General features: G+C 70.0%; 19 protein-coding genes. 9 read left to right on the plus strand and 10 right to left on the minus strand.

Going from position 1 to position 21,740, the window contains the following annotated elements:
- Nucleotides 1–9: 9 nt before the first annotated feature.
- A complete protein-coding gene (locus tag JOD31_RS09120; RefSeq protein ID WP_204950011.1) occupies nt 10–1,218 on the minus strand; it encodes an efflux RND transporter periplasmic adaptor subunit in 1,209 nt (402 codons plus the stop codon).
- A gap of 268 nt (nt 1,219–1,486) precedes the next feature.
- Between JOD31_RS09120 and cysG the strand changes: the two genes are divergently transcribed.
- The 5 genes from cysG (at nt 1,487) to JOD31_RS09145 (ending at nt 6,380) form a co-directional block, all read left to right on the plus strand.
- Entirely contained in the window at nt 1,487–2,905 is a 1,419-nt protein-coding gene (gene cysG / locus JOD31_RS09125; protein ID WP_204950012.1) for a siroheme synthase CysG, read from the plus strand.
- A 16-nt stretch (nt 2,906–2,921) separates the two neighbouring features.
- Nucleotides 2,922–3,257 carry a DUF2849 domain-containing protein gene (locus JOD31_RS09130; RefSeq protein ID WP_204950013.1) on the plus strand — a complete coding sequence of 112 codons (336 nt, stop codon included), beginning with the start codon at nt 2,922–2,924 and terminating at the stop codon, nt 3,255–3,257.
- Between the two features lie 12 nt (nt 3,258–3,269).
- Nucleotides 3,270–4,931 (plus strand): nitrite/sulfite reductase, encoded by a 1,662-nt coding sequence (locus JOD31_RS09135; RefSeq protein WP_204950014.1) that lies wholly within the window; start codon nt 3,270–3,272, stop codon nt 4,929–4,931.
- The gene (locus JOD31_RS09140) at nt 4,918–5,694 is read left to right on the plus strand and encodes a phosphoadenylyl-sulfate reductase (RefSeq protein ID WP_204950015.1); all 777 of its coding nucleotides are present in this window, start codon (nt 4,918–4,920) and stop codon (nt 5,692–5,694) included. The genes JOD31_RS09135 and JOD31_RS09140 overlap by 14 nt, the downstream gene beginning before the upstream one ends.
- Before the next feature lie 149 nt (nt 5,695–5,843).
- Nucleotides 5,844–6,380 carry a DUF934 domain-containing protein gene (locus JOD31_RS09145; RefSeq protein WP_204950016.1) on the plus strand — a complete coding sequence of 179 codons (537 nt, stop codon included), beginning with the start codon at nt 5,844–5,846 and terminating at the stop codon, nt 6,378–6,380.
- A gap of 1 nt (nt 6,381) precedes the next feature.
- On the opposite strand, the gene JOD31_RS09150 is transcribed toward JOD31_RS09145, so the two are convergent.
- Together JOD31_RS09150 and JOD31_RS09155 are read right to left on the minus strand one after the other, a co-directional pair.
- Nucleotides 6,382–7,455 carry a dipeptidase gene (locus JOD31_RS09150; RefSeq protein ID WP_204950017.1) on the minus strand — a complete coding sequence of 358 codons (1,074 nt, stop codon included), beginning with the start codon at nt 7,453–7,455 and terminating at the stop codon, nt 6,382–6,384.
- Nucleotides 7,456–7,713: 258 nt separating this feature from the next.
- Complete coding sequence (locus JOD31_RS09155; protein WP_204950018.1) at nt 7,714–8,715, minus strand: adenosine kinase; 1,002 nt, start codon at nt 8,713–8,715, stop codon at nt 7,714–7,716.
- A 114-nt stretch (nt 8,716–8,829) separates the two neighbouring features.
- Here JOD31_RS09155 and trpS point away from each other — a divergent pair, with 114 nt between their 5' ends.
- The 3 genes from trpS to JOD31_RS09170 all read left to right on the plus strand — a co-directional run bounded on the left by trpS (nt 8,830) and on the right by JOD31_RS09170 (nt 11,079).
- On the plus strand, nt 8,830–9,867 hold the full coding sequence (gene trpS / locus JOD31_RS09160) for a tryptophan--tRNA ligase (RefSeq protein ID WP_204950019.1): 1,038 nt from the start codon (nt 8,830–8,832) through the stop codon (nt 9,865–9,867).
- Between the two features lie 40 nt (nt 9,868–9,907).
- Nucleotides 9,908–10,402 carry a universal stress protein gene (locus JOD31_RS09165; protein WP_204950020.1) on the plus strand — a complete coding sequence of 165 codons (495 nt, stop codon included), beginning with the start codon at nt 9,908–9,910 and terminating at the stop codon, nt 10,400–10,402.
- Between the two features lie 110 nt (nt 10,403–10,512).
- Nucleotides 10,513–11,079 (plus strand): NifU family protein, encoded by a 567-nt coding sequence (locus JOD31_RS09170; RefSeq protein ID WP_204950021.1) that lies wholly within the window; start codon nt 10,513–10,515, stop codon nt 11,077–11,079.
- Between the two features lie 9 nt (nt 11,080–11,088).
- Here JOD31_RS09170 and JOD31_RS09175 read toward each other — a convergent pair whose 3' ends face one another.
- From JOD31_RS09175 to JOD31_RS09190, 4 genes are all read right to left on the minus strand, one after another.
- Nucleotides 11,089–11,283 (minus strand): Flp family type IVb pilin, encoded by a 195-nt coding sequence (locus JOD31_RS09175; protein WP_204950022.1) that lies wholly within the window; start codon nt 11,281–11,283, stop codon nt 11,089–11,091.
- 49 nt (nt 11,284–11,332) lie between these two features.
- Entirely contained in the window at nt 11,333–11,749 is a 417-nt protein-coding gene (locus tag JOD31_RS09180; RefSeq protein WP_103122764.1) for a (deoxy)nucleoside triphosphate pyrophosphohydrolase, read from the minus strand.
- Between the two features lie 43 nt (nt 11,750–11,792).
- Nucleotides 11,793–13,025, minus strand: coding sequence for a bifunctional glutamate N-acetyltransferase/amino-acid acetyltransferase ArgJ (gene argJ, locus JOD31_RS09185; RefSeq protein ID WP_204950023.1), 1,233 nt, complete (start codon nt 13,023–13,025; stop codon nt 11,793–11,795).
- A gap of 205 nt (nt 13,026–13,230) precedes the next feature.
- Complete coding sequence (locus JOD31_RS09190; RefSeq protein WP_204950024.1) at nt 13,231–14,175, minus strand: peptidylprolyl isomerase; 945 nt, start codon at nt 14,173–14,175, stop codon at nt 13,231–13,233.
- Nucleotides 14,176–14,406: 231 nt separating this feature from the next.
- On the opposite strand from JOD31_RS09190, the gene secA reads away from it, so the two are divergent.
- Nucleotides 14,407–17,124, plus strand: a complete 2,718-nt coding sequence (gene secA, locus JOD31_RS09195) for a preprotein translocase subunit SecA (protein ID WP_204950025.1) — start codon at nt 14,407–14,409, stop codon at nt 17,122–17,124.
- 313 nt (nt 17,125–17,437) lie between these two features.
- Here the strand turns inward: secA and JOD31_RS09200 are convergent, their stop codons facing one another.
- The 3 genes from JOD31_RS09200 to JOD31_RS09210 all read right to left on the minus strand — a co-directional run bounded on the left by JOD31_RS09200 (nt 17,438) and on the right by JOD31_RS09210 (nt 21,693).
- Nucleotides 17,438–19,654: a 3-hydroxyacyl-CoA dehydrogenase NAD-binding domain-containing protein gene (locus JOD31_RS09200; protein WP_204950026.1), complete on the minus strand. Its 2,217-nt coding sequence runs from the start codon at nt 19,652–19,654 to the stop codon at nt 17,438–17,440.
- A 171-nt stretch (nt 19,655–19,825) separates the two neighbouring features.
- Nucleotides 19,826–21,034, minus strand: coding sequence for an acetyl-CoA C-acetyltransferase (locus JOD31_RS09205; RefSeq protein WP_204950027.1), 1,209 nt, complete (start codon nt 21,032–21,034; stop codon nt 19,826–19,828).
- Nucleotides 21,035–21,060: 26 nt separating this feature from the next.
- Nucleotides 21,061–21,693, minus strand: a complete 633-nt coding sequence (locus JOD31_RS09210; protein WP_204950028.1) for a glutathione S-transferase family protein — start codon at nt 21,691–21,693, stop codon at nt 21,061–21,063.
- Between the last annotated feature and the right edge of the window lie 47 nt (nt 21,694–21,740).

Consider the following 21,740-nt stretch of genomic DNA (forward strand, 5'->3'; position numbering starts at 1 on the left):
CGCGCGCCCTTACTTGGCTTCGCCGGGCTTCGCAGCGCCGTGTTGCCCCGGGGTCGTCTCGGGCTTGGTGGGATCCACCATCTCGGGCTTCACCTCCGCGCCGGGCCGCGCGCGCATCAGGCCGTTCACGATCACCTTGTCGTCGGGCGCGAGGCCGGATTTGATCACGCGCAGCGCGCCGTTGAGCTGCCCGGGCTCCACGACCTTTGGAACCACCTTGTTGTCGGGCCCGACCGTCATCACGATCTTGCGGGTCTGGTCGGACAGGATGGCGTCGTCCGGCACGAGCAGGGCGTCGTATTCGGGGCTCGACGTCAGCTGGACCCGACCGAACACGCCGGGGGTCAGGAAGCGGTCCGCGTTCGGCACGGTCGCGCGCAGGCGCAAGGTGCCGGTCTGCTGGTCGAGCTGGTTGTCGGTAAAGTCGATGCGGCCGTCGATGTTGAACTCGGTCGAGTTCGGCAGCGCGATCTTCACTGGCGCGCCGTTCTCGTCCGGCTTCAGCGCGCCGGAGCGGATGAAGCCGATGTAGCGGAGGAAGCTCTGCTCATCGACGTCGAAGTAGAAATAGATCGGCTGGACGCCCACGATCGTGGTGAGCACCGTCGAGCTAGCGCCGGACGCGATGAGGTTGCCCTCGGTCACCAGCTTGCGGCCGATTCGGCCGTCGATCGGCGAGCGGACGTCGGTCCATTCCAGATTGAGCCGGGCGGTGTCGGCCTGGGCGCGGGCGGACTGCAGGTTGGCCTGCGCCGCGGCGTAGGCCTGCTGGCGCTGCTGCGCGACCTGGTCGGTGATGTTGCCGGTGCGGATCAGGTCCTTGGCGCGGTCGACGTCGGACTTGGTGAGGTCCACGCTGCTCTGGGCGGTGATGATCGCCGCCTCGGCCTGGGCGAGCGACGCCGCGTAGGGCCGCGGGTCGATCTTGAAGAGCAGGTCGCCCTTCTTGACGTAGGAGCCGTCTTTGAACGCCACCTGCATCAGCTGGCCGCTGACCTGCGCCCGAACTTCGACCAGGCTGGACGCCTGGAACCGGCCGGTGAACTCGGCGGTGTCCGCCACGCGGCGCTGGACGGGCGTCGCCGCGGAGACGGGGAGCGGTCCGGGCGCGCCCTGGGCATGCGCGCCCCCGGACAGCGCGAGCAGCGCGGCGGCGGACACGAACGCGAGGCGACGCCGGGCGAGAACCAAGCGCGAAAACGCGGCGATGCGGGACATTGGGGTCACCTGCACGAAACAAGGAGATGACACGCGGCGGAGCGCGCCGCGCGTGCGTAAAAATCCGGACGTCCCCGACACGGTTCTTAGGATGCGGCGCGGCGAAGGGCAACCGGCGCGCGCTCTCAGAACCGAAACGTGACTTTGCTGCAACGCGTCAAACGCCGCGCATCTTTAATACATTCTAATTTTGTTATACATGACCATCTTGCTATTTTTGATGTGTAATACCATTGTGTGGACCTTCCTGGGAGCGCCCCGAGATCCGATGCCGCGTCTGACCTCTTTTCCAGCCTTCGTCCGCGTCGCGGACCGCGTCGTCGCGATCGTCGGCGGCGGCCCCGCCGCGGCGGCGAAGGTGCGTCTGCTCGGCGAAACGCAGGCGCGCCTGCGCGTCGTCGCGGCGCATCCGGAGGATGAGCTGCGCGCCGACGTCGCCCGGCTCGGCGCGACGCTGATCGAAGAGCCGTTCGCGCCGCGTCATCTCGATGACGCCGTGCTGGTGTTCGCCGCGACAGAAGACGAGACCGCCGACACGGCGATCGCCGACGCCGCCCGCGCCGTCCGCATTCCGGTCAACGTGGTCGACCGGCCAGCGCTCTGCGACTTCACCACCCCCGCCCTCGTCAACCGCGCCCCGCTCGCGATCGCGATCGGCACCGAGGGCGCGGCGCCGGTGCTCGCCCGCCATGTGCGCGCGAAGATCGAAGCCATGCTTGCGCCCGATCTCGGCCGCCTCGTCGCCTTCGCCGACGGGCTGCGGGCGACGGTCGCGCAGATGCTGCCCGCGGGCGAGGCGCGACGCCGGTTCTGGGCGCGCGCCTTCGAGGGCGGCGTCGCGGCCCGCGCGCTGGCCGGCGATCTCGCCGGCGCCCGCGACGAGGCGCTGCGGGAGCTGTCCGCCGGCGCGGACGTCGCCGGTTACGTCTGGCTGATCGGCGCCGGGCCCGGCGCGACTGACCTGCTCACTCTGCGCGCACAGCGCGTTCTCCAGGAAGTCGACGTCATCGTTCACGACGCGCTGGTGCCGTCCGAGGTCATCGCAATGGGCCGGCGCGACGCCGAGCGGATCTCCGTCGGCAAGCGCAAGGGTCATCACGAGGCGACCCAGGACGAAATCGAGACCATCCTGGTCCGCGAGGCCAAGGCCGGCCGCCGGGTCGCACGGCTGAAGAGCGGCGACCCGATGGTGTTCGGCCGTGTCGGCGAGGAGATGGCCGCGCTGACGCGGGCGGGCGTTCCGTTCGAGGTGGTGCCCGGCGTCACCGCGGCTTTCGCCGCGGCCGCCTCGGCCAAGGTTCCGCTGACATTGCGCGGCGTCGCCTCGAGCCTCGTCTTCGCCACCGGTCACGACCTCGACGGCCGCACGCTGCCGGACTGGTCGGGGCTCGCTCTTGGCGGCGCGACCGTCGCGGTCTACATGGGCCGCTCGGTCGCCGGAGCGGTCGCCGAACGGCTGATGGAGGCGGGCCTGTCAGGCCACACCCCCGTCGCCGCCGTGGAGAACGCCGCCCGTCCGGGCGAGCGCGTCTTTGCAGGCCGCCTCGCCGACCTGCCGGCCCTGGCCCACGAAGCCGACGCCGGCGCTCCCGTCCTGATTCTCATCGGAGAGGCGCTGGCGCAGGCCGACATCGGCGACGCCCGCCCCCTCGCCGCCGCGGCCGTCGGCACGACCGCCGCCGCCTGAAGGTTCAAGCTCGAACATGTCCGCGCCCATTCAGAAGTCGGCCGCCAAGACCAAGGCCGCCACGCAGATCGTCACAGCGAACCGGCTGTCGGACGGGGTCGTCGTGTACCTCGCGCCCGACGGCGGCTGGATCGACCGCATTGACTCCGCGCTTGTGGCGGAGGGCGCCGACGCCCTGGCCGAGGCGGTCGCCGCGGGCAAGGCCGCCGAGGCCGCCCAGGAGGTGGTCGAGTCCTATCCGATCGACGTCACGCGCGACGGCGGCCGGCTGAAGCCGCTGCGTCTGCGCGAGGAAATCCGCGCCGTCGGCCCCACGGTCCGTCCGGACCTGCTTCGGCCGACCGGCGTCTGAGGAGTTCGCCCCATGTACCGCTATGACGAGTTCGACCACGGCTTCGTCGCCGCCCGCGTCGACCAGTTCCGCGATCAGGTCGCCCGCCGCCTGACCGGCGAGCTGACGGAAGACCAGTTCAAGCCGCTGCGGCTTATGAACGGCGTCTACCTGCAGCTCCACGCCTACATGCTGCGGATCGCGATCCCCTACGGCACGCTGTCGTCCAAGCAGCTCCGGATGCTGGGCCACATCGCCCGCACCTACGATCGCGGCTACGGCCACTTCACCACCCGCCAGAACCTGCAGTTCAACTGGCCGGCGCTGAAGGACATTCCGGCAGTGCTGGACGACCTCGCCAAGGTCGAGATGCACGCGCTGCAGACCAGCGGCAACTGCATCCGCAACGTCACCACCGACCATTTCGCCGGCGCGGCCGCCGACGAGATAACGGATCCGCGCCCCTACGCCGAGATCCTGCGCCAGTGGTCGTCGATCCACCCGGAGTTCTCGTTCCTGCCGCGCAAGTTCAAGATCGCGGTGACGGGCGCGCCGAAGGATCGGGCCGCGATCCAGGTGCACGACATCGGGCTGGAGCTGAAGCGCGGGCCGGACGGCGGGATCGGCTTCGCGGTCTACGTCGGCGGCGGCCAGGGCCGCACCCCGATGATCGCCCACAAGGTGCGCGACTATCTTGCCGAGGAGGACCTGCTCGCCTACGTCGAGGCGATCATGCGGGTCTACAACCTGCACGGGCGTCGCGACAACAAGTACAAGGCGCGCATCAAGATCCTGGTGCACGAGACCGGCGCGGAGGAGATCACGCGCCAGATCGAGGCCGAGTTCGTCGAGGTCCGGAAGACCGAGCTGCTGCGTCTGCCGGACTCCGAGATCGAGCGCATCACGGCCTATTTCGCGCCGCCCGTGCTGGCGGAGAAGCCGGCGCGGTCGAGCGCCTTCGAGGCCGCCAAGGCCGACAGCGCGGCCTTCGCGGACTTCGCGACCTACAACGTCACGCCCCACAAGGCGGCGGGCTACGGCGTCGTGACGATCTCGCTGAAGCCGATCGGCGGCATCCCGGGCGACGCGACCGACGTCCAGATGGAGGCGATCGCCGATCTCGCCGACGCCTACTCGCAGGGCGAGATCCGGGTCAGCCACGAACAGAACCTCGTGCTGCCCCACGTGGCGCTCGACGACATGCCGGCGCTCTACGCCAAGCTCGCCGAGCACGGCCTCGCGACCGGCAACGCCGGGCTCGTCACCGACATCATCGCCTGCCCCGGCCTCGACTACTGCGCGCTCGCCAACGCCCGCTCGATCCCGCTGGCGCAGGATCTTTCGAACCGCTTCGGCTCGCCCGAACGGCAGAAGGAGATCGGCGAGCTCAAGATCAAGATCTCCGGCTGCATCAACGCCTGCGGCCACCACCACGTCGGCCACATCGGCCTGCTCGGCGTCGATCGGCGCGGCGAGGAGGTCTACCAGATCACCCTCGGCGGCTCCGGCGACGAGACCGCCTCGGTCGGCACTCTGGTCGGCCCCGGCTTCAAGACGGAAGAGGTCGTCGACGCGGTCGAGACCGTGGTCGACACCTATCTCAAGTTGCGTGAGGGCCCCGATGAACCTTTCCTCGCGGCCGTCCGCAGGCTTGGCCAGCAGCCCTTCAAGGAAGCGCTCTATGGAACGGCCTAACAACGTTCCGCTGCCGAGCGTCAGCGCCGCCCGCGCCGCGGAGCGGGCGACGTCGCTCGCGGCGCATCTCGACGCCCGTCACCGCGGCCAGAACGCGCAGGCGCTGATCCACGCGGCGGTGAAGGACCTGTTCCGGGGCCGCATCGCGCTGGTCTCGAGCTTCGGCGCGGACTCCGCCGTGCTGCTGCATCTGGTGGCCGAGGTGGACCCGACGACGCCCGTCATCTTCGTCGACACCGGCCAGCTGTTCGCGGAGACGCTGCGGTACCGCGACGAGCTCGTGGCGCTGCTGGGCCTCACCGACGTGCGCTCCGTCGGTCCCAAGACCGATCGGCTGGCGCGGCTCGATCCCGAAAACTTCCTATGGCAGTCGAACCCCGACCTCTGCTGCCGCATCCGCAAGGTGGAGCCGCTCGCCGACGCGATCGGCGACTTCCCTGCCTGGATCTCCGGCCGCAAGCGGTTCCAAAACGCCTTCCGCGCCGAACTCCCGGTGTTCGAGGGCGATGGCGCGCGCATCAAGGTCAATCCGCTCGCGGACTGGGGGGCCAAGGACGTCGAGGCCTACCGGCTGGAGCACGGCCTGCCCGAGCATCCGCTCGTGAAGTTCGGCTACCTCTCGATCGGCTGCGCGCCCTGCACGGACCGCGTGAAGCCCGGCGAGGACCCGCGCGCCGGCCGCTGGCGCGGCCGCGCCAAGACCGAGTGCGGCATCCACATCGCCGGTTCGATGACGCCCGAGAACGAGGGCAGCGGCATCTGACGGCCGCCCGCGTCCCGGCCTATGGATCGTCATCCCGGACGCGACCGGCGGGCCGCGCTCCGGGATCGCCATTTGCGGCCAGCGCTTTATTCTAACCACGACCCCGGCTCTTCACGGCTCCGCCGCCGGGTCGGGATGACGAGGATTCGATGACGACCGAGACCACCGACGCCGAGCTGACGATCTGGCGCGACGGCCGCTTCCAGGCGGACGAATGGACCCGCGCGGCGGAGGACGAGGCGGTCGCCGACGGTCCGGCCATCCTGCCGCTCGAGCGCTTTCTTGCGGAGCGCGACGCGCTCGTCTCCCGCAACGCACCGCTTGGCGTCTCCGTGGAGCCGAACGAGGCGATCGAGGAGCTCGCGCCGCATCTCGACCGCGTGGCCCTCGTCACGCTGAATTTTCCGAAGTACTCGGACGGCCGCAGCTCGTCGTCCGCCCGGCTGCTGCGCGAGCGCTACGGCTACGTGGGCGAGATCCGCGCCGTCGGCGACGTGCTGATCGACCAGATGCCGCTGATGCGCCGCTGCGGCTTCGACTCGTTCGCGGTCACGAACCCCGTGACCCGCAAGCAGCTCGCCGAGGGCCAGTGGCCCGACGTGCCGTTCTACTACCAGCCGACCGGCTCCACGCAGCAGGCGGAGGTCCCCGCCGGCACGAGGCCCTGGGCGCGCAAGCCGAGCTGAGTCACTCCCCCCAGACCCGCTCCAGCAGCGCCACCCAGTTCCGCCACGCGATCTTCTCCAGCGTGGCGTCGTCGTAGCCGTGCGCCTTGAGATGCACGAGCAGGCGCGGCAGGCCGGCCGCGTCGCCCAGCGCGTCGGGGACGATGGCGCCGTCGAAGTCCGAGCCGAAGCCGACGTGGTCGACGCCCAGCCTGTCGATGAGGTGGTCGAGGTGGCGCGCCATGACGTCGAGGGCGGTGTCGCCGCGCATCCGCCCGTCCTCGCGCAGGAAGCAGGTCGCGAAGTTCAGCCCGACGAGGCCGCCCGTCTCCCGGATGGCGGCAAGCTGCGCGTCGGTCAGGTTGCGGGCGTGCGGCGTGAGCGCGTGGGCGTTGGAGTGGGTCGCGACCAGCGGTCGGGTGGACAGCTTCGCCACGTCCCAGAAGCCGGCCTCGTTGAGGTGGCTGAGGTCGAACACGATGCGGAGCTCGTCGCAGGCCTTGACCAGGCGCTTGCCGGTCTCGGTCAGCCCGGGGCCGATGTCCGGCGAGGACGGAAACCGGAACGGCACGCCATGGCCGAAGATCGTCGGCCGGCTCCACACCGGCCCGAGCGAGCGCAGGCCGGCGGCGTGCAGCACGTGGAGCGCGTCGAGATCGGCGTCGATCGCTTCGGCGCCCTCGATGTGGAGCACGGTCGCGAACGCGCCCCGCGCCATCGCGGCGCGGATCTCGGCGCCGCTGCGGCAGACCGCGACGGCGCCGTCCGACGCGCGCTCGATCCGCAGCAGCAGCGCGGCCATGGCCAGCACCGCCTTCTGCGCGTCGCCGAGCGGCAGGCGATCGGGCAGCGGCACGTCGTAGGTCGCGGCCCGCATCAGCTCGAGGTAGTCGACCCCGAGCTGCGGCGACGGCGTGAAGATCGCGAACATCCCGCCCGCCAGGCCGCCTGCGCGCGCTTTGGCCAGGTCGATATGCCCGCCGACGCCGCCGTTCAGGAACGCCCCCACGCCCAGGTCGTCGTCCCCGCGCATGTGCAGGCGGAGAAGCGTGTCGTTGTGGCCGTCGAAGACGGGAATGGTCGGCGTGTCGGTCATCGCGCGAGGAGATCAGGCGGAGGCGAGCGGCGCAACGGACGAGCCGCTTCAAGAACACCGCGGGGATCCCTCCTCGCGCCGAAGGCGTGGGGAGGGTGGCCTCGGCGCAGCCGAGATCGGGTGGGGTCTCGGGCGTAGGGCGCGACGGCCGCGAGCTTTGTCTTGAACCCACCCCACCCGGCCGGGCTTCGCCCGTCCACCCTCCCCTCTGTCGAGGGAGGGATGCCCGCGCCTGCTGCGATGCGCGGGGCGAAGCGTTCAGATCAGGCCGCGGCTCTCCGCGAGCGTCTTCAGGCTGACCAGCGGCCTCGCGCCGACATGCGAGATCACCTCCGCCGCCGCGAGCGAGCCGAGTTCGCCCGAGCGCTGGAGACCCAGGCCCCGGACGTGGGCGAACAGGAAGCCGGCCGCGAACAGATCGCCCGCGCCGGTCTTGTCCACGATCGCGCCGCCCACGGGAGCCGCCGGCACATAGACCCGCTCGCCGCCCTGGAGGACCACGCAGCCGTCCGCGCCCAGCGTCACCGCCGCGAGCTTGGCGTCGGTCGCCACGGCCTGCAGCGCAGCCTCGATGTCGCCCGTCTCGTAGAGCGCCTTCAGCTCGCTGTCGTTCGCGAACAGGATGTCGACCACGCCGGTGCGGATCAGCTCCAGGAACTCCGCCCTGTAACGGTCGACGCAGAAGGAGTCGGACAGCGACAGGGCGACCTGCCGGCCGGCGCCGTGCGCGATGCCGGCCGCCTTGCGGAAGGCCTCCTTGGCCGCCGGCGGATCCCACAGGTAACCCTCGAGATAGGTGACGTGGGCGGCCTCCACGGTCGCGGCGTCGATGTCGTCGGGGCCGAGCGCCTGGGCCGCGCCGAGATAGGTGCTCATGGTGCGCTCCCCGTCCGGCGTCACCAGCACGAAGCAGCGGGCGGTGGCGGCGCCGTCGGTCGCGGGCGCGGACGGGAAGTGGACGCCGATCGCCGTGATGTCGTGGGCGAAGACGCCGCCCAGCGTGTCGGCCTTCACCTTGCCGAGGAAGGCCGCGCTCCCGCCCAGCGAGCCGAGGCCCGCGAGCGTGTTGGCGGCCGAGCCGCCGGAGGCCTCGATCGCGGGGCCCATACGGCCGTAGAGCGCCTCGGCGCGCTCCTCGTCGATCAGCGTCATGGAGCCCTTGGCCAGCCCCTCGGCGATCAGGAAATCGTCTTCGGCGACGGCGATCACGTCGACGATGGCGTTGCCGATGCCGAGGACGTCGTATTTCGCGTGCGACATGGCGGATCAACGCTCCGAAAGGCGGGGTCAGCGGGCGGCGTGAGAGGCGGCGAGGCCTTGCGTGGCCGCCGGGCGGAGGCCATAACGCGCCCTCGTTCAGAGGGCAAATCCAAGATGACGAGCGCGTCCCAGCGGGTCTTCTCCGGCGTCCAGCCGACCGGCAACCTCCACCTCGGCAACTACCTCGGCGCGATCAAGCGCTTCGTGGAGCTGCAGGAGGGCTACGACTGCATCTACTGCGTGGTCGACATGCACGCGATCACCGTGTGGCAGGACCCGGTCGAGCTGAAGAAGTCGATCCGCGAGGTCGCGGCCGCCTTCCTCGCCGCCGGCGTCGACGGCTCGAAGCAGATCGTCTTCAACCAGAGCCAAGTCCCCCAGCACGCCGAGCTCGCGTGGGTGCTGAACTGCGTCGCCCGCCTCGGCTGGCTGAACCGCATGACCCAGTTCAAGGAAAAGGCCGGCAAGGACCGCGAGAACGCCTCGGTCGGGCTCTACGCCTACCCCAACCTGATGGCGGCCGACATCCTGGTCTACCGCGCCACCCACGTGCCGGTCGGCGAGGACCAGAAGCAGCACCTCGAGCTCGCCCGCGACATCGCGCAGAAGTTCAACAACGACTTCGCGACCTCGATCGCGGCGAACGGCCTTCCCGAGAAGTTCTTCCCGCAGCCCCAGCCGCTGATCGCAGGCCCCGCGACCCGGGTGATGAGCCTGCGCGACGGCGCGAAGAAGATGTCGAAGTCCGACCCCTCGGACGCGAGCCGCATCAACCTGACCGACAGCGCCGACCAGATCGCCAACAAGATCCGCCGCGCCAAGACCGACCCGCTGCCGCTGCCGGAGAGCCTGGACGGCCTGAAGGAGCGTCCGGAGGCCGACAACCTCATCGGCATCTACGCGGCGCTCGCCGACACCGACGCCCAAGGCGTCATCGACGAGTTCGGCGGCGGCCAGTTCTCGCAGTTCAAGCAGGCGCTGGTCGATCTGACGGTGGCGAAGCTCGGGCCGATCAACGCCGAGATGACGCGTCTCGTCGCCGATCCCGGCCACATCGACCGCGTGCTGGGCGACGGCGCCGCGCGCGCCGAAGCGATCGCGGCGGAGACCATGACGGCCGTGAAGGACATCGTCGGCTTCGTCCGCCGGTGACGCCGTTGCGCGGCCGCCGCGCCGCGCGCATCCTCCCGTCATGATCGCGCAACGCCGCTCCTACGAGGCCGGGCACCGGCCGAAATTCCTCGTCGTCGTGGACGATAGCGAGGAGTGCGACCGCGCCGTGCGCTTCGCCGCGCGGCGGGCGGCGCGCGTCGGCGCGGACCTCGCCCTGCTCACCGTCATCACGCCGGGGGAGTTCCAGCACTGGTTCGGCGTCGGCGACGTCATGCGCGAGGAGGCCGAGGCCGCCGCCAGGGCGCATCTGGCGCGGGTGGCCGCGAAGGCGCGCGACGCCGCAGGCGTCGAGGCCGAGCTGGTGGTGCGCGAGGGCGCGAAGTCCGAGGAGCTGATCGCCGCGATCGAGGAGGACGAGGACGTCGCCCTGCTCGTGCTCGCGGCCGGCGTCAGCGCCGAAGGGCCGGGGCCGCTCGTCACGCAGATCGCGGGCCGCTCCGCGGGCACCTTCCCGATTCCGGTCGCGATCGTCCCAGGGCATCTCACGGACGCCCAGATCGACTCGCTGGCCTGACGCCCGCCGCCGGCATTTGACCGAGCGCCCCAAAACCACCATCTGTCTCACGATAGGCGCCGCGACCGGCGCGAAGGCTCCGCGCCTTGAACCCGGAGGCTGATTTCAGAATGTTCATCCAGACCGAAGCGACCCCGAATCCCGCGACGCTCAAATTCCTGCCCGGCCGCGACGTGCTGCCCGGCGACACGCTGGAGATGCGCACCGCCGACGAGGCCGCGCGCTCGCCGCTCGCCCAGACCCTGTTCGCGATCGACGGCGTGTCCGGCGTGTTCTACGGCTCCGACTTCATCACCGTGACCAAGGCCGGCGGCGAGTGGCCGCACCTGAAGCCTGCGATCCTCGGGGCGATCATGGAGCACTACCTCGCCGGCGGGCCGCTGGTCGCCGAAGGCGGCGCGCAGACGGCGACGGGGGGCGACGAGTTCTTCGACGAGGCCGACGCCGAGACGGTCAACACCATCAAGGACCTGCTCGAGACCCGGGTGCGCCCGGCGGTGGCGCAGGACGGCGGCGACATCACCTTCCGCGGATTCCGCGAAGGCGTCGTCTATCTCGATATGAAGGGCTCGTGCTCCGGCTGCCCGTCGTCAACGGCCACGCTGAAGCAGGGCATCGAGAACCTGCTCCGCCACTTCGTGCCGGAAGTCGAGGAAGTCCGTCCGGTCGCGACCTGAGACGGGGCCTCAGCCACCCGAAAGCGCCCTTAATTCGTTCGCGATCCGCTCGAAGTACCTGACCCGCACGACGTCGCCCAGGACGAAGACGGTGGCGACCAAAGCGATCGTCATGACGCTTGCGATCAGCGCGTACTCGATCGCGGTCGCGCCGCGTTCGTCGCGCGCGAACCGCCGAAGCGCATCCTGAACCTGCCACGCCATGCCAATCCCCAGTCCGCGCGTCCTGCGCGTGTCGATCGGCGGAACGGCCTCAGAGCAGGGCGACGAGGTGCGCGATCAGCGGCTCGTCGGCCGGCGGCATCGGATAGTCGCGGAGCGCCTGCGGGCGGACCCAGCGCGTCGCCTGTCCCTCCCGGCCCGTCACGATCCCCGTCCACCGCCGGCACACGTAGAGCGGCATCAACAGGTGGAAGGTCTCGTAGGCGTGGCTCGCGAAGGTGAGCGGCGCGAGGCATGGCTCCTCGACCGCGACGCCGAGCTCTTCGGCAAGTTCCCGGATCAAGGTTTCTTCCGGCCGCTCGCCCGCCTCGACCTTGCCGCCGGGAAACTCCCAGAGCCCGGCGAGGGTCTTGCCTTCCGGCCGCTGCGCGAGGAGCACGCGGCCGTCGGCGTCCACCAAAGCGCAGGCGACGACTAGGACGAGCTTGGGCTTCGCGTCCGCGGACATCATGGCGACCACACGTTAAAGGGGAGTTGTACGGACGCCGCGACTACGACCGATAGTCCGCATTGATCGCGATGTAGCCCTCGGTCAGGTCGCAGGTCCAGACGCGGGCGGTCCCTGCGCCGAGCCCCAGCTCGACCCCGATCGTGATCTCCTGGTTCTTCATGTAGGCCGAGGTCTCGGCCTCATCGTAGTCCGGGTCGCGCTCGCCTTCGAAGGCCACGCGGATATCGCCGAAGCGGATCGTCAGCCGGTCGCGGTCCGCGGGCTCCCCGGCCTTTCCGACCGCCATCACCACCCGGCCCCAGTTGGCGTCCTCGCCGGCGGCCGCGGTCTTGACCAGGGGCGAATTGGCGATCGAGAGCGCGATGCGCCGCGCCGAAAGGTCGCTCTCCGCGCCCCCCACCTCGACCGTGATGAACTTGCGCGCGCCCTCGCCGTCGCGGGCGACCAGCTGCGCAAGCTCGACCAGCAGCTCCTCGAAGGCCGCGGCGAAGTCGGCGAGCGCCGGACCGCCGGCCTCGGTGACGGGCGGGTTGCCGGCCGCGCCGGTCGCGAAGGCGAGCAGCGTGTCCGAGGTCGAGGTGTCGCCGTCGATCGTCACGCAGTTGAACGAGCGGTCGACCGCCGCCGACAGGATCGCCTGCAGCGCGGCCGGGGCGATCGCGGCGTCCGTCGCCACGAAGGACAGCATCGTCGCCATGTCGGGCGCGATCATGCCCGCGCCCTTCGCGATTCCGTTGATCGTCACCGTGACGCCGCCGATCTCGGCCGTGCGGGTGGCGAGCTTCGGGAAGGTGTCGGTGGTCATGATGGCGCGCGCCGCCGCGTCCCAGCCCTCGCCGACGCCGGAGGCGACCAGCGCGTCCATCACGCCCGAGAAGCGGGTGGCGTCGAGCGGCTCGCCGATCACGCCGGTGGAGGCCAGGAAAATCTCGGCCTCGGGGCAGCCGACGGCCTGCGCGGTGATCTCGGCCGTCAACCCGGTCGCGGCGCGGCCTTTCTTGCCCGTGAAGGCGTTGGCGTTGCCGGAGTTGACCACCAGCGCGCGGATGCGCCCGCCCGAGACCCGCTCGCGGCACCAGTCCACCGCGGCCGAAGGGCAGCGCGAGCGGGTGAACACGCCCGCGACGCTGGTTCCTTCCGCGAAGGTCGCGAGCAGCACGTCGGTGCGGCCCTTGTACCGGATGCCCGCGGCGGCGGTCGACAGGGTCACGCCCGCGATCGCCGGGAGGGTCGGAAAGGAGGTGGGGGCGAGCGGAGAGACGGCGGTCGACATGGCGGGCCCAACAGCAGGAGGCGCTTAGTGCGAAACCAGGCTCCGGCGGCGTCCCGGCTTGAGCCTGGACCCATACCCGCCGAGCTTTGAAGGCGACGCCGGCGGGAACGCGTCAGTCCCCGCCGGCGACGCATCTGTGGTCCCGGCTCAAGGCCGGGACGCGAAGTCGACGCTTGCGGCCCGTCGCCGGGCGGCGAACGCGGCCTTACTTCGGGGCCGGAGCCGCGGCCGGAGCGTCCGCGGGCGGCGTCGGCTCGGACGGCTCGCCGGCCTTGGTGCGCTCGACCTTGGCCTCGCCGCGCAGCTTCAGCACCAGGTCCTGCTGAGCGGTGCGCACGACGTACTGTTCGATCTGCGGCTTGACCTGCTCGAACGGCGGGATCGGGCGTTCGCGCTTCTCCGTCACCTTGATGACGTGGAAGCCGAACTGGGTCTTCACCGGCTGGGAGACCTTGTTCGGCTCCAGCTTGAACACGACCTCGTCGAACGCCGGGACCATCTGGCCCTTGGCGAAGAAGCCGAGATCGCCGCCCTGCTTGGCGGAGCCGGGATCGGTCGAGACTTCCTTCGCGACGGTCGCGAAATCCTCGCCCTTGGCGAGACGGTCCTCGACCTTCTTGGCCTCGTCCTCGGTCTTGACGAGGATGTGGCTCGCGCGGACCTCCTGCTCGGGCTTCAGGTTCTTCGCGGTCTCGTCGTAGAGCTTCCGCATCGCCTCGTCGGTGACGGCGGCCTTCGAGGTCTTCTGGAGCAGCTCCTCCATCAGCGCGCGGTCGTGCAGATAGGCGATGCGCTGCTTGAACTCGGGCGTCTCCGAGAGCTTGTCCTTCTCGGCCGCGTTCGCCGCGATCTTGAGGTCGATCAGATAGTTGAGCGTGTAGTCGCGGCGCTGCGGCTCGGTCATGGAGGCGAGCGACTGCTGCAGGTCTTCGGAGGCGATCTCGACGTCGCCGGCGGTGATCTCCTCGCCGTCGACGGTCGCCAGCACGGTCTTGGGATCGAGCGGCTTGGCCTCGGCGGCCGCAGCCGGCGCCGGGGCCGCTGCGGGCGGCGGGGTCTGCGCGAGGGCCGGGACGGCGGCCGCCAGCGCGACGGTCAACGCGGCGCCGAGCGCGACCGAACGCCGGGCCCGAAGAAGCGAAAATGTCATGAGAACCTTCCGTTTTGAGCGTCTTGGCGCCCCGATCGCGCGGGAGAGTGTCCGAAAGGGCTCACATTGACAACCCTCGGGGTCCCTCTTATCTCGACCACTGCCGCTAGCCGTGCGCGAGGCGGCTCCAATTCGAGGGGATTGCCGGGGGTCCGAAGGCCGCGAGCCGCGGCGTCGCCCCTCCGACCGAGCGCTCCGACACGGTCCGCGCCAGTCTTGAAAGGTTCGCCCATGTTCGGCGGTCTCGCCCGACGCCTGTTCGGCTCATCCAACGACCGACGCATCAAGGCCTTCCGCACGAAGGTCGCTCAGATCAACGCGCTGGAGCCCGAACTCTCGGCGCTCAGCGACGAGCAGCTCCGCGCCAAGACCTCCGAGTTCCGCGACCAGCTCGCGAACGGCGCGAACCTCGACGATCTGCTGGTCCCGGCCTTCGCCGTGGTCCGCGAGGCAAGCAAGCGCGTGCTCGGCCAGCGCCATTTCGACGTCCAGATGATGGGCGGCATGACCCTGCATGAGGGCCGCATCGCGGAGATGCGGACCGGCGAGGGCAAGACGCTGGTCGCGACGCTCGCGACCTACCTCAACGCCCTGACCGGCAAGGGCGTCCACGTCGTCACCGTCAACGACTACCTCGCCAAGCGCGACAGCAGCTGGATGGGCCGCATCCACGGCTTCCTCGGCCTGTCGGTCGGCGTGATCGTGCACGGCATGGACGACGAGGAGCGGCGCGAGGCCTACGCCTGCGACGTCACCTACGCCACCAACAACGAGCTCGGCTTCGACTATCTGCGCGACAACATGAAGTACGACGTCCGCGCCATGGTCCAGCGCGGGCACCATTTCGCGATCGTCGACGAGGTCGACTCGATCCTGGTGGACGAGGCGCGCACGCCGCTCATCATCTCCGGCCCGATGGAGGACCGCTCGGACCTCTACATCGCGATCGACGCCTTCATTCCGCGCCTCGATCCGGACGACTACGAGATCGACGAGAAGCAGCGCACCACGACGCTGACCGAGAAGGGCAACGAGCACATCGAGGCCATGCTCTCCGAGGCCGGCCTGCTCAAGGGCGAAAACCTCTACGACGTCGAGAACGTCACCGTCGTCCACCACGTCACGCAGGCGCTCCGCGCCCACAAGCTGTTCTCGAAGGACAAGGACTACATCGTCCGCGGCGACGAGGTCGTCATCATCGACGAGTTCACCGGCCGCATGATGCCGGGCCGGCGCTTCTCGGAAGGCCTTCACCAGGCCCTCGAGGCCAAGGAAGGCGCCAAGATCCAGCCCGAGAACCAGACGCTCGCCTCGATCACCTTCCAGAACTACTTCCGCATGTACCACAAGCTCGGCGGCATGACGGGCACGGCCCAGACCGAGGCCGAGGAGTTCCTGGACATCTACGGCCTCGAGGTCGTCGACATCCCGACCAACCTGCCGGTGCAGCGCAAGGACGACCACGACGAGGTCTACCGCACCGCCCGGGAGAAAGAGGCGGCGATCATCGAGCTGATCCGCGACTGCGCCGAGCGCGGCCAGCCCATCCTCGTCGGCACCACCTCGATCGAGAAGTCCGAGACGCTGTCCGAGGCGCTCAAGCGCGCCAAGGTCGAGCATCAGGTGCTGAACGCCCGCTACCACGAGCAGGAGGCCTTCATCGTGGCCGACGCCGGCGTGCCGGGCGCGGTGACGATCGCTACCAACATGGCCGGCCGCGGCACCGACATCCAGCTCGGCGGCAACCTCGAGATGCGCATCGAGCGCGAGCTCGAGGGCGTCGAGGAAGGTCCGGAGCGCGAGGCGCGGATCGCGACCATCAAGGCCGAGATCGCCGAGAAGAAGCAGAAGGCGCTCGCCGCCGGCGGCCTGTTCGTGGTCGGGACCGAGCGGCACGAGAGCCGCCGCATCGACAACCAGCTCCGCGGTCGCTCCGGCCGCCAGGGCGACCCCGGCCGCAGCCACTTCTTCCTGTCGCTGGAAGACGACCTGATGCGCATCTTCGGCTCCGGCCGCATCGACGGTATGCTGCAGAAGCTCGGCATCCAGGAGGGCGAGGCCATCATCCACCCCTGGGTGAACAAGGCGCTGGAGAAGGCCCAGAAGAAGGTGGAGGCGCGGAACTTCGACATCCGCAAGAACCTCCTCAAGTACGACAACGTCATGAACGACCAGCGCAAGGCGGTGTTCGAGCAGCGGCTCGAGTTCCTCTCCGCCGAGTCGATCTCCGGACCGATCGCGGAAATGCGCCACGACGTCATCGACGACATCGTCTCGAAGCACATCCCGGCCAACGCCTATCCCGAGCAGTGGAGCTCGCAGGAGCTCGAGGAGGAGGTCCGCGAGGTCCTCAACCTCGACCTTCCCATCGTGGCCTGGGCCGCCGAGGAAGGCATCGCCGACGAGGAGATCCGCGACCGCATCACCAAGGCCGCTGACGCCGCCGCGACCGAGCGCGCCGAGCGCTTCGGCCCGGACATCACCGGGCAGATCGAGAAGGCGGTGCTGCTGCAGACGCTGGACCACCTCTGGCGCGAGCACCTCGCGACGCTCGACCATCTGCGCCAGGTGATCGGTCTCCGCGGCTACGCCCAGCGCGACCCGCTCAACGAGTACAAGTCCGAGGCCTTCGAGCTGTTCGAGGCCATGCTCGCCCGCCTGCGCGAGACGGTCACGGCTCAGCTGATGCGCGTCGAGCTGGTGCAGTCGCCGCCGCCGCTCGCGGACGAGGACCTCCCCGAGATGCACGCGATCCACCAGGATCCGCACACCGGCGAGAACGAGATGGCGCTGGCCGACCAGTCCTACGCCGCCGCCGACGAGAACGGCGCCTGGCCCCAGAGCGTGAACCCGAACGACCCGACCACCTGGTCCGCGGTCGGCCGCAATGCGCCCTGCCCCTGCGGCTCCGGCAAGAAGTTCAAGCACTGCCACGGCGCCTACGCCTGAGGCGGCTGACCCGAACTGAAAAAGGCCGGACATGTTGTCCGGCCTTTTTCAGTTGTCGCGCGGCGGTTGAGCGGAAGCGTGACGTGTCGTCTCGTGTGAGTTGAACGCGCTTCTCTGAGAGGCTCGACGTCGCCCCGGCCGGAGTGCCGGGGCCCATCATCCCGGCGGTTGAGATGGTTGTGGGCCGGCGGGGTGATGGGTTCCGGGACTTCGCCCGGAACGACGGCGCGTGCGTCCCCAGTGAACCCAAACCGACGCGGCCCGGACGGGTCGCGGAGATCCAGGTTCGTCAGGAATGCAGGCGCCCCCCGCGCTACGCCGCCTCGGCGGGCGCCTTCGTCGGCGCGAACCGGCCGTAGAAGGTGTCGTCCTTGGCGGCGAGGTCCTTCAGCAGGGCGTTGGGCGCGAAGCGCGGGCCGTGCTTGGCTGCGAGGCCTTCCGCCAGCGCCACGAAGGCCTTGGGGCCCATGCCGTCGATCCAGCTGAGCGGACCGCCGGTGAAGGGCGCGAAGCCGAAGCCGAGGATGGCGCCCACGTCCGCCTCCCGCACGTCGGTGATCACGCCCTCCTCGACCGTGCGCGCCGCCTCCAGCGCCTGCGTCACCAGCAGGCGGTGGCGGATCTCCGTCACGTCGAGCGCCTCGGGATCCAGCTTGGTCTCCTGCAGGTCGGCGAGGCCCGGCCACAGGCTCTTCTTGCCGCCTTCGGGGTAGTCGTAGAAGCCCTTGCGGTTCTTGCGCCCGAGCCGGCCCTCGGTCTCGACCAGCGTGCGGAGGAGCTTCTCCTGCGCCGGGTTCACCGCGTCCGGCCCGAGCTGGGCCTTGGTGGCGTTGACGATCTTCAGGCCGAGGTCGAGCGCCACCTCGTCGTTCAGCGACAGCGGCCCGACCGGCATGCCGGCCTGCTTCGCGACGTTCTCGACCATCGCGGCGGGCACGCCCTCGGTCAGCAGCAGGTGCCCTTCGAGCATGTAGGCGATGACGCAGCGGTTGGCGAAGAAGCCGCGCGAGTCCTTCACCACGATCGGCGTCTTCTTGATGGCGCGGACATAGTCGAGCGCGGCGGCGAGCGCCCGGTCGCCGGTCTGCTCGCCCTCGATCACCTCGACCAGCAGCATCTTCTCGACGGGCGAGAAGAAGTGGATGCCGACGAAGTGCTCCGGCCGCTTCGAGGCCTTGGCGAGGCCGGAGATCGGCAGCGTCGAGGTGTTGGAGGCGAAGGTCGCGCCGTCCTTCAGCACGGCCTCCACCTTGGCGATGACCTCGGCCTTGACCTTGGGGTCCTCGAACACCGCCTCGATCACGAGGTCGCAGTCCGACAGAGCGGCGTAGTCCGGCGTCGCGGTGATGCGGCCGAGCAGGGCGTCGCGGTCGGCGCCCGTGGCGCGGCCCTTGGCGACCTGGTCGGAGATCAGCTTGCGGGCGAACTCCTTGCCCTTGTCGGCGGCCTCCTGGTCCCGGTCGACCAGCACCACCTCGAGGCCGGCCTGCGCGCTGACGTAGCCGACGCCGGCGCCCATGAAGCCCGCGCCGACGATGCCGACCTTCCGGATCGCGGCCTCGGGAACGCCCGCCGGGCGGCGCGCGCCCTTGTTCAGCTCCTGCATGGAGACAAACAGCGTGCGGATCATCGCGGCCGCTTCCGGCGAGCGCAGCACCTTGGCGAAGTGCCGGCTCTCGACGGTGAGCGCCAGGTCCATCGGCAGCTGCAGCCCGTCGAACACCACCTGCAGCATGGCGCGGATGGCGGGGTAGTTGTCCTGGGTCTCGCGCCGGTAGATCGCGTTCGCGGGCGGGAACGTCATGAAGCCGGGCTTCGACCACACCGGGCCGCCGGGCAGCTTGAAGCCCTTCTCGTCCCAGGGCTTCACGGCCTTCGGCGTTCCCTTCAGCCAGGCCTTGGCGCGGTCGACGATCTCGTCCTTGGGCGCGACCTCGTCCACCAGGCGCATGCCGCGGGCCTTGTCGGGGCGGATCTGCTCGCCCTTCATCAGCATCTGCAGCGCGTCCTGCGGCGGCAGCATGCGCGCCACGCGGGTGGTGCCGCCAGCGCCGGGGAACAGGCCGACCTTCACCTCGGGCAGCCCCACCCGGGTGGAAGCGTCGTTCGCCGCGACGCGCCAGTGGCAGGCGAGCGCCAGCTCGAAGGCGCCGCCGAGGCACACGCCGTGGAGCGCGATCGCCCACGGCTTTCCGGAGGTCTCGATCCGCCGGTAGAGCTGGGAGAGCTTGCGGCTTTCCTCGAACACCACGCCGGCCGCGGCCGCCTCGCCGTTCTGCGCCTTTTCCCGCGCGTAGAGCCGTCCGATGCCTTCCAGCATCGTCAGGTCCGCGCCGCCCGAAAACGCCTTCTTGCCGGACGAGATCACAACGCCCTTCACCGCCTCCTCCGCGATCACCCGGTCGACGAGCCCGGACAGCTCGAGGATGGCGTCGGCGGAGAGCACGTTCATGGAGCGGCCGGGCATGTCCCAGACGACGGAGAGGATTCCGTCCGCGTCGAGCTCGGTCTTGAAGTTGGTCTCGGTCATGGTCGCTTCTTGTCCCTGCCGCCGCGTGTCCGTTTCTCGACCGTCATGCCCGGCGGAGCCGGGTATCCACGACTTTCCGAGCCGCTGCGCTCCACGTCCAAGTCGTGGATACCCGCGAAGACGCGGGCATGACGGTGGAGTGTCCGAGCGAGGCGGTCGACGTTCGTAAGTTCACACCCGTTCGATGATGGTCGCCGTGCCCATGCCGGCGCCGATGCAGAGCGTCACCAGCGCGGTCGACTTGCCCGACCGCTCCAGCTCGTCGATCGCCGCGCCCAGGATCATCGCGCCGGTCGCGCCGAGCGGGTGGCCCAGCGCAATCGCGCCGCCGTTGGGGTTCACCTTGGCCGGGTCGAGGTCGAACGCCTGGAGGTAGCGCAGCACGACCGCCGCGAAGGCCTCGTTAACCTCGAACAGGTCGATGTCGGCGAGGCTCATGCCGGATCGCGCCAGCACCTTCTTGGTCACGTCGATCGGCCCCGTCAGCATCAGCGCCGGGTCCGAGCCGATGTTGGCGAAGGCCCGGATGCGCGCGCGCGGCTTCAGGCCCGCGGCGTCGCCGGCCTCCTTCGAGCCGACCAGCACGGCGGCGGCGCCGTCGACGATGCCGGAGGAGTTGCCGGCGTGGTGCACGTGGTTGACGCGCTCCACGTCCGGGTGCGCGTAGACCGCGACCGCGTCGAAGCCGCCGAGCTCGCCCATCTCGGCGAACGAGGGCTTGAGGGCGCCCAGCGACTGCATGGTCGCGTCGGGCCGCATGTGCTCGTCGCGGTCGAGCAGGATCTGCTCGTTGACGTCCTTCACCGGCACGACGGAACCCACGAAGCGCCCCTCGCTCCAGGCGGCCGCGGCGCGCTTCTGGCTCTCGACGGCGTAGGCGTCGACGTCGTCGCGGGAGAAGCCGTACTTGGTCGCGATCAGGTCGGCCGAGACGCCCTGCGGCATGAAGTAGGACTTGATCGCGATCGCCGGATCCATCGGCCAGGCGCCGCCGGAGGCGCCGAGGCCGACGCGGCTCATGCTCTCGACGCCGCCGCCGACCACGAGATCGTGCTGGCCGGACATCACCTGCGCCGCCGCGAAGTTCACCGCGTCGAGCCCCGAGGCGCAGAAGCGGTTGATCTGCACGCCGGGAACCTGGACGCCGTAATCGGCGGCGAGCGCCGCCGCGCGGGCGATGTCGCCGCCGGCCTCGCCGACCGGGTCGACGCAGCCCAGCACCACGTCGTCGATCCGGCCGGCGTCGAGCCCGTTCCGATCGGCGAGCGCCCGGAGCGCCGTGGTCGCGAGGCCGAGCGTGGAGACCTCGTGCAGCGCCCCGTCCGGCTTGCCGCGCCCCCGGGGGGTGCGGACGGCGTCGTAGATAAAGGCCTCGGCCATGGGACGTCCTCCTCGTGCGGCGTCGTTCACGCCGCCGCCGGCTTTTCGCGCGGCATGAGATCGTAGGGATGCTTCCAGCCCGGCAAGCTGCGGATACGCTCCAGCCAGGCGCGAATGTTGGCGTAGGGTTCGAACGGAACGCCGATCTCGTCGCCAAAGAACAGATAGGCGGACAGCGAGAGGTCCGCGATGGTGGGGCGTTCGCCGACGACGAAGGTCTTGCCTGCGAGGTGCGCGTCCAGCACGGCGTAGGCCGCCTCCGCACGCTTGTGCAGGAAATCCGTGACAGGCGTCTCGCCGGTCTTCGCGATCGCCCGCATGAAGCGGAGCGTCGCCGTGTAGCTCGTCAACTTGTGGTTATCGAACAGGATCCAGCGCCAGATCTCGCGCCGCTCGGCTGGCGTCTCGGCGCCGAACGCCCCCAGCGCGTCGGCGAGATAGTCGAGGATCACCCCGGACTGGCTGAGCGTGACGTCGCCATGCTCCAGCACCGGCGCCTCGCCCATGACGTTGAGCGCGCGGTACTCGGCCTCGCGGGTCTCGCCGTGGAAATAGTCGACGAACACCGGCGCCCAGTCGGCCCCGGCGAGCTCGAGCAGAATCGCCGGCTTGTAGGAGTTGCCGGACTCGGCGAAGCAGCGGAGCAGGTATTCGGGCATTGGCGTCCCGCGTCGTCAGATCAAACCGTCGCCAGGCTCCCGGGCGT

Source organism: Methylopila capsulata (genome assembly GCF_016907975.1).
Classification (GTDB): Bacteria; Pseudomonadota; Alphaproteobacteria; order Rhizobiales; family Methylopilaceae; genus Methylopila; species Methylopila capsulata.

Bases quoted from the DNA above. Each gene is read 5' to 3' on its own strand.
- JOD31_RS09130 (WP_204950013.1), top strand. From the start codon at position 2,922: ATGTCCGCGCCCATTCAGAAGTCGGCCGCCAAGACCAAGGCCGCCACG.
- JOD31_RS09145 (WP_204950016.1), top strand. From the start codon at position 5,844: ATGACGACCGAGACCACCGACGCCGAGCTGACGATCTGGCGCGACGGC.
- JOD31_RS09135 (WP_204950014.1), top strand. From the start codon at position 3,270: ATGTACCGCTATGACGAGTTCGACCACGGCTTCGTCGCCGCCCGCGTC.
- cysG (WP_204950012.1), top strand. From the start codon at position 1,487: ATGCCGCGTCTGACCTCTTTTCCAGCCTTCGTCCGCGTCGCGGACCGC.
- secA (WP_204950025.1), top strand. From the start codon at position 14,407: ATGTTCGGCGGTCTCGCCCGACGCCTGTTCGGCTCATCCAACGACCGA.
- JOD31_RS09165 (WP_204950020.1), top strand. From the start codon at position 9,908: ATGATCGCGCAACGCCGCTCCTACGAGGCCGGGCACCGGCCGAAATTC.
- JOD31_RS09120 (WP_204950011.1), bottom strand. From the start codon at position 1,218: ATGTCCCGCATCGCCGCGTTTTCGCGCTTGGTTCTCGCCCGGCGTCGC.
- trpS (WP_204950019.1), top strand. From the start codon at position 8,830: ATGACGAGCGCGTCCCAGCGGGTCTTCTCCGGCGTCCAGCCGACCGGC.
- JOD31_RS09175 (WP_204950022.1), bottom strand. From the start codon at position 11,283: ATGGCGTGGCAGGTTCAGGATGCGCTTCGGCGGTTCGCGCGCGACGAA.
- JOD31_RS09180 (WP_103122764.1), bottom strand. From the start codon at position 11,749: ATGTCCGCGGACGCGAAGCCCAAGCTCGTCCTAGTCGTCGCCTGCGCT.
- JOD31_RS09190 (WP_204950024.1), bottom strand. From the start codon at position 14,175: ATGACATTTTCGCTTCTTCGGGCCCGGCGTTCGGTCGCGCTCGGCGCC.
- JOD31_RS09210 (WP_204950028.1), bottom strand. From the start codon at position 21,693: ATGCCCGAATACCTGCTCCGCTGCTTCGCCGAGTCCGGCAACTCCTAC.
- JOD31_RS09170 (WP_204950021.1), top strand. From the start codon at position 10,513: ATGTTCATCCAGACCGAAGCGACCCCGAATCCCGCGACGCTCAAATTC.
- JOD31_RS09205 (WP_204950027.1), bottom strand. From the start codon at position 21,034: ATGGCCGAGGCCTTTATCTACGACGCCGTCCGCACCCCCCGGGGGCGC.
- JOD31_RS09150 (WP_204950017.1), bottom strand. From the start codon at position 7,455: ATGACCGACACGCCGACCATTCCCGTCTTCGACGGCCACAACGACACG.
- argJ (WP_204950023.1), bottom strand. From the start codon at position 13,025: ATGTCGACCGCCGTCTCTCCGCTCGCCCCCACCTCCTTTCCGACCCTC.
- JOD31_RS09200 (WP_204950026.1), bottom strand. From the start codon at position 19,654: ATGACCGAGACCAACTTCAAGACCGAGCTCGACGCGGACGGAATCCTC.
- JOD31_RS09155 (WP_204950018.1), bottom strand. From the start codon at position 8,715: ATGTCGCACGCGAAATACGACGTCCTCGGCATCGGCAACGCCATCGTC.
- JOD31_RS09140 (WP_204950015.1), top strand. From the start codon at position 4,918: ATGGAACGGCCTAACAACGTTCCGCTGCCGAGCGTCAGCGCCGCCCGC.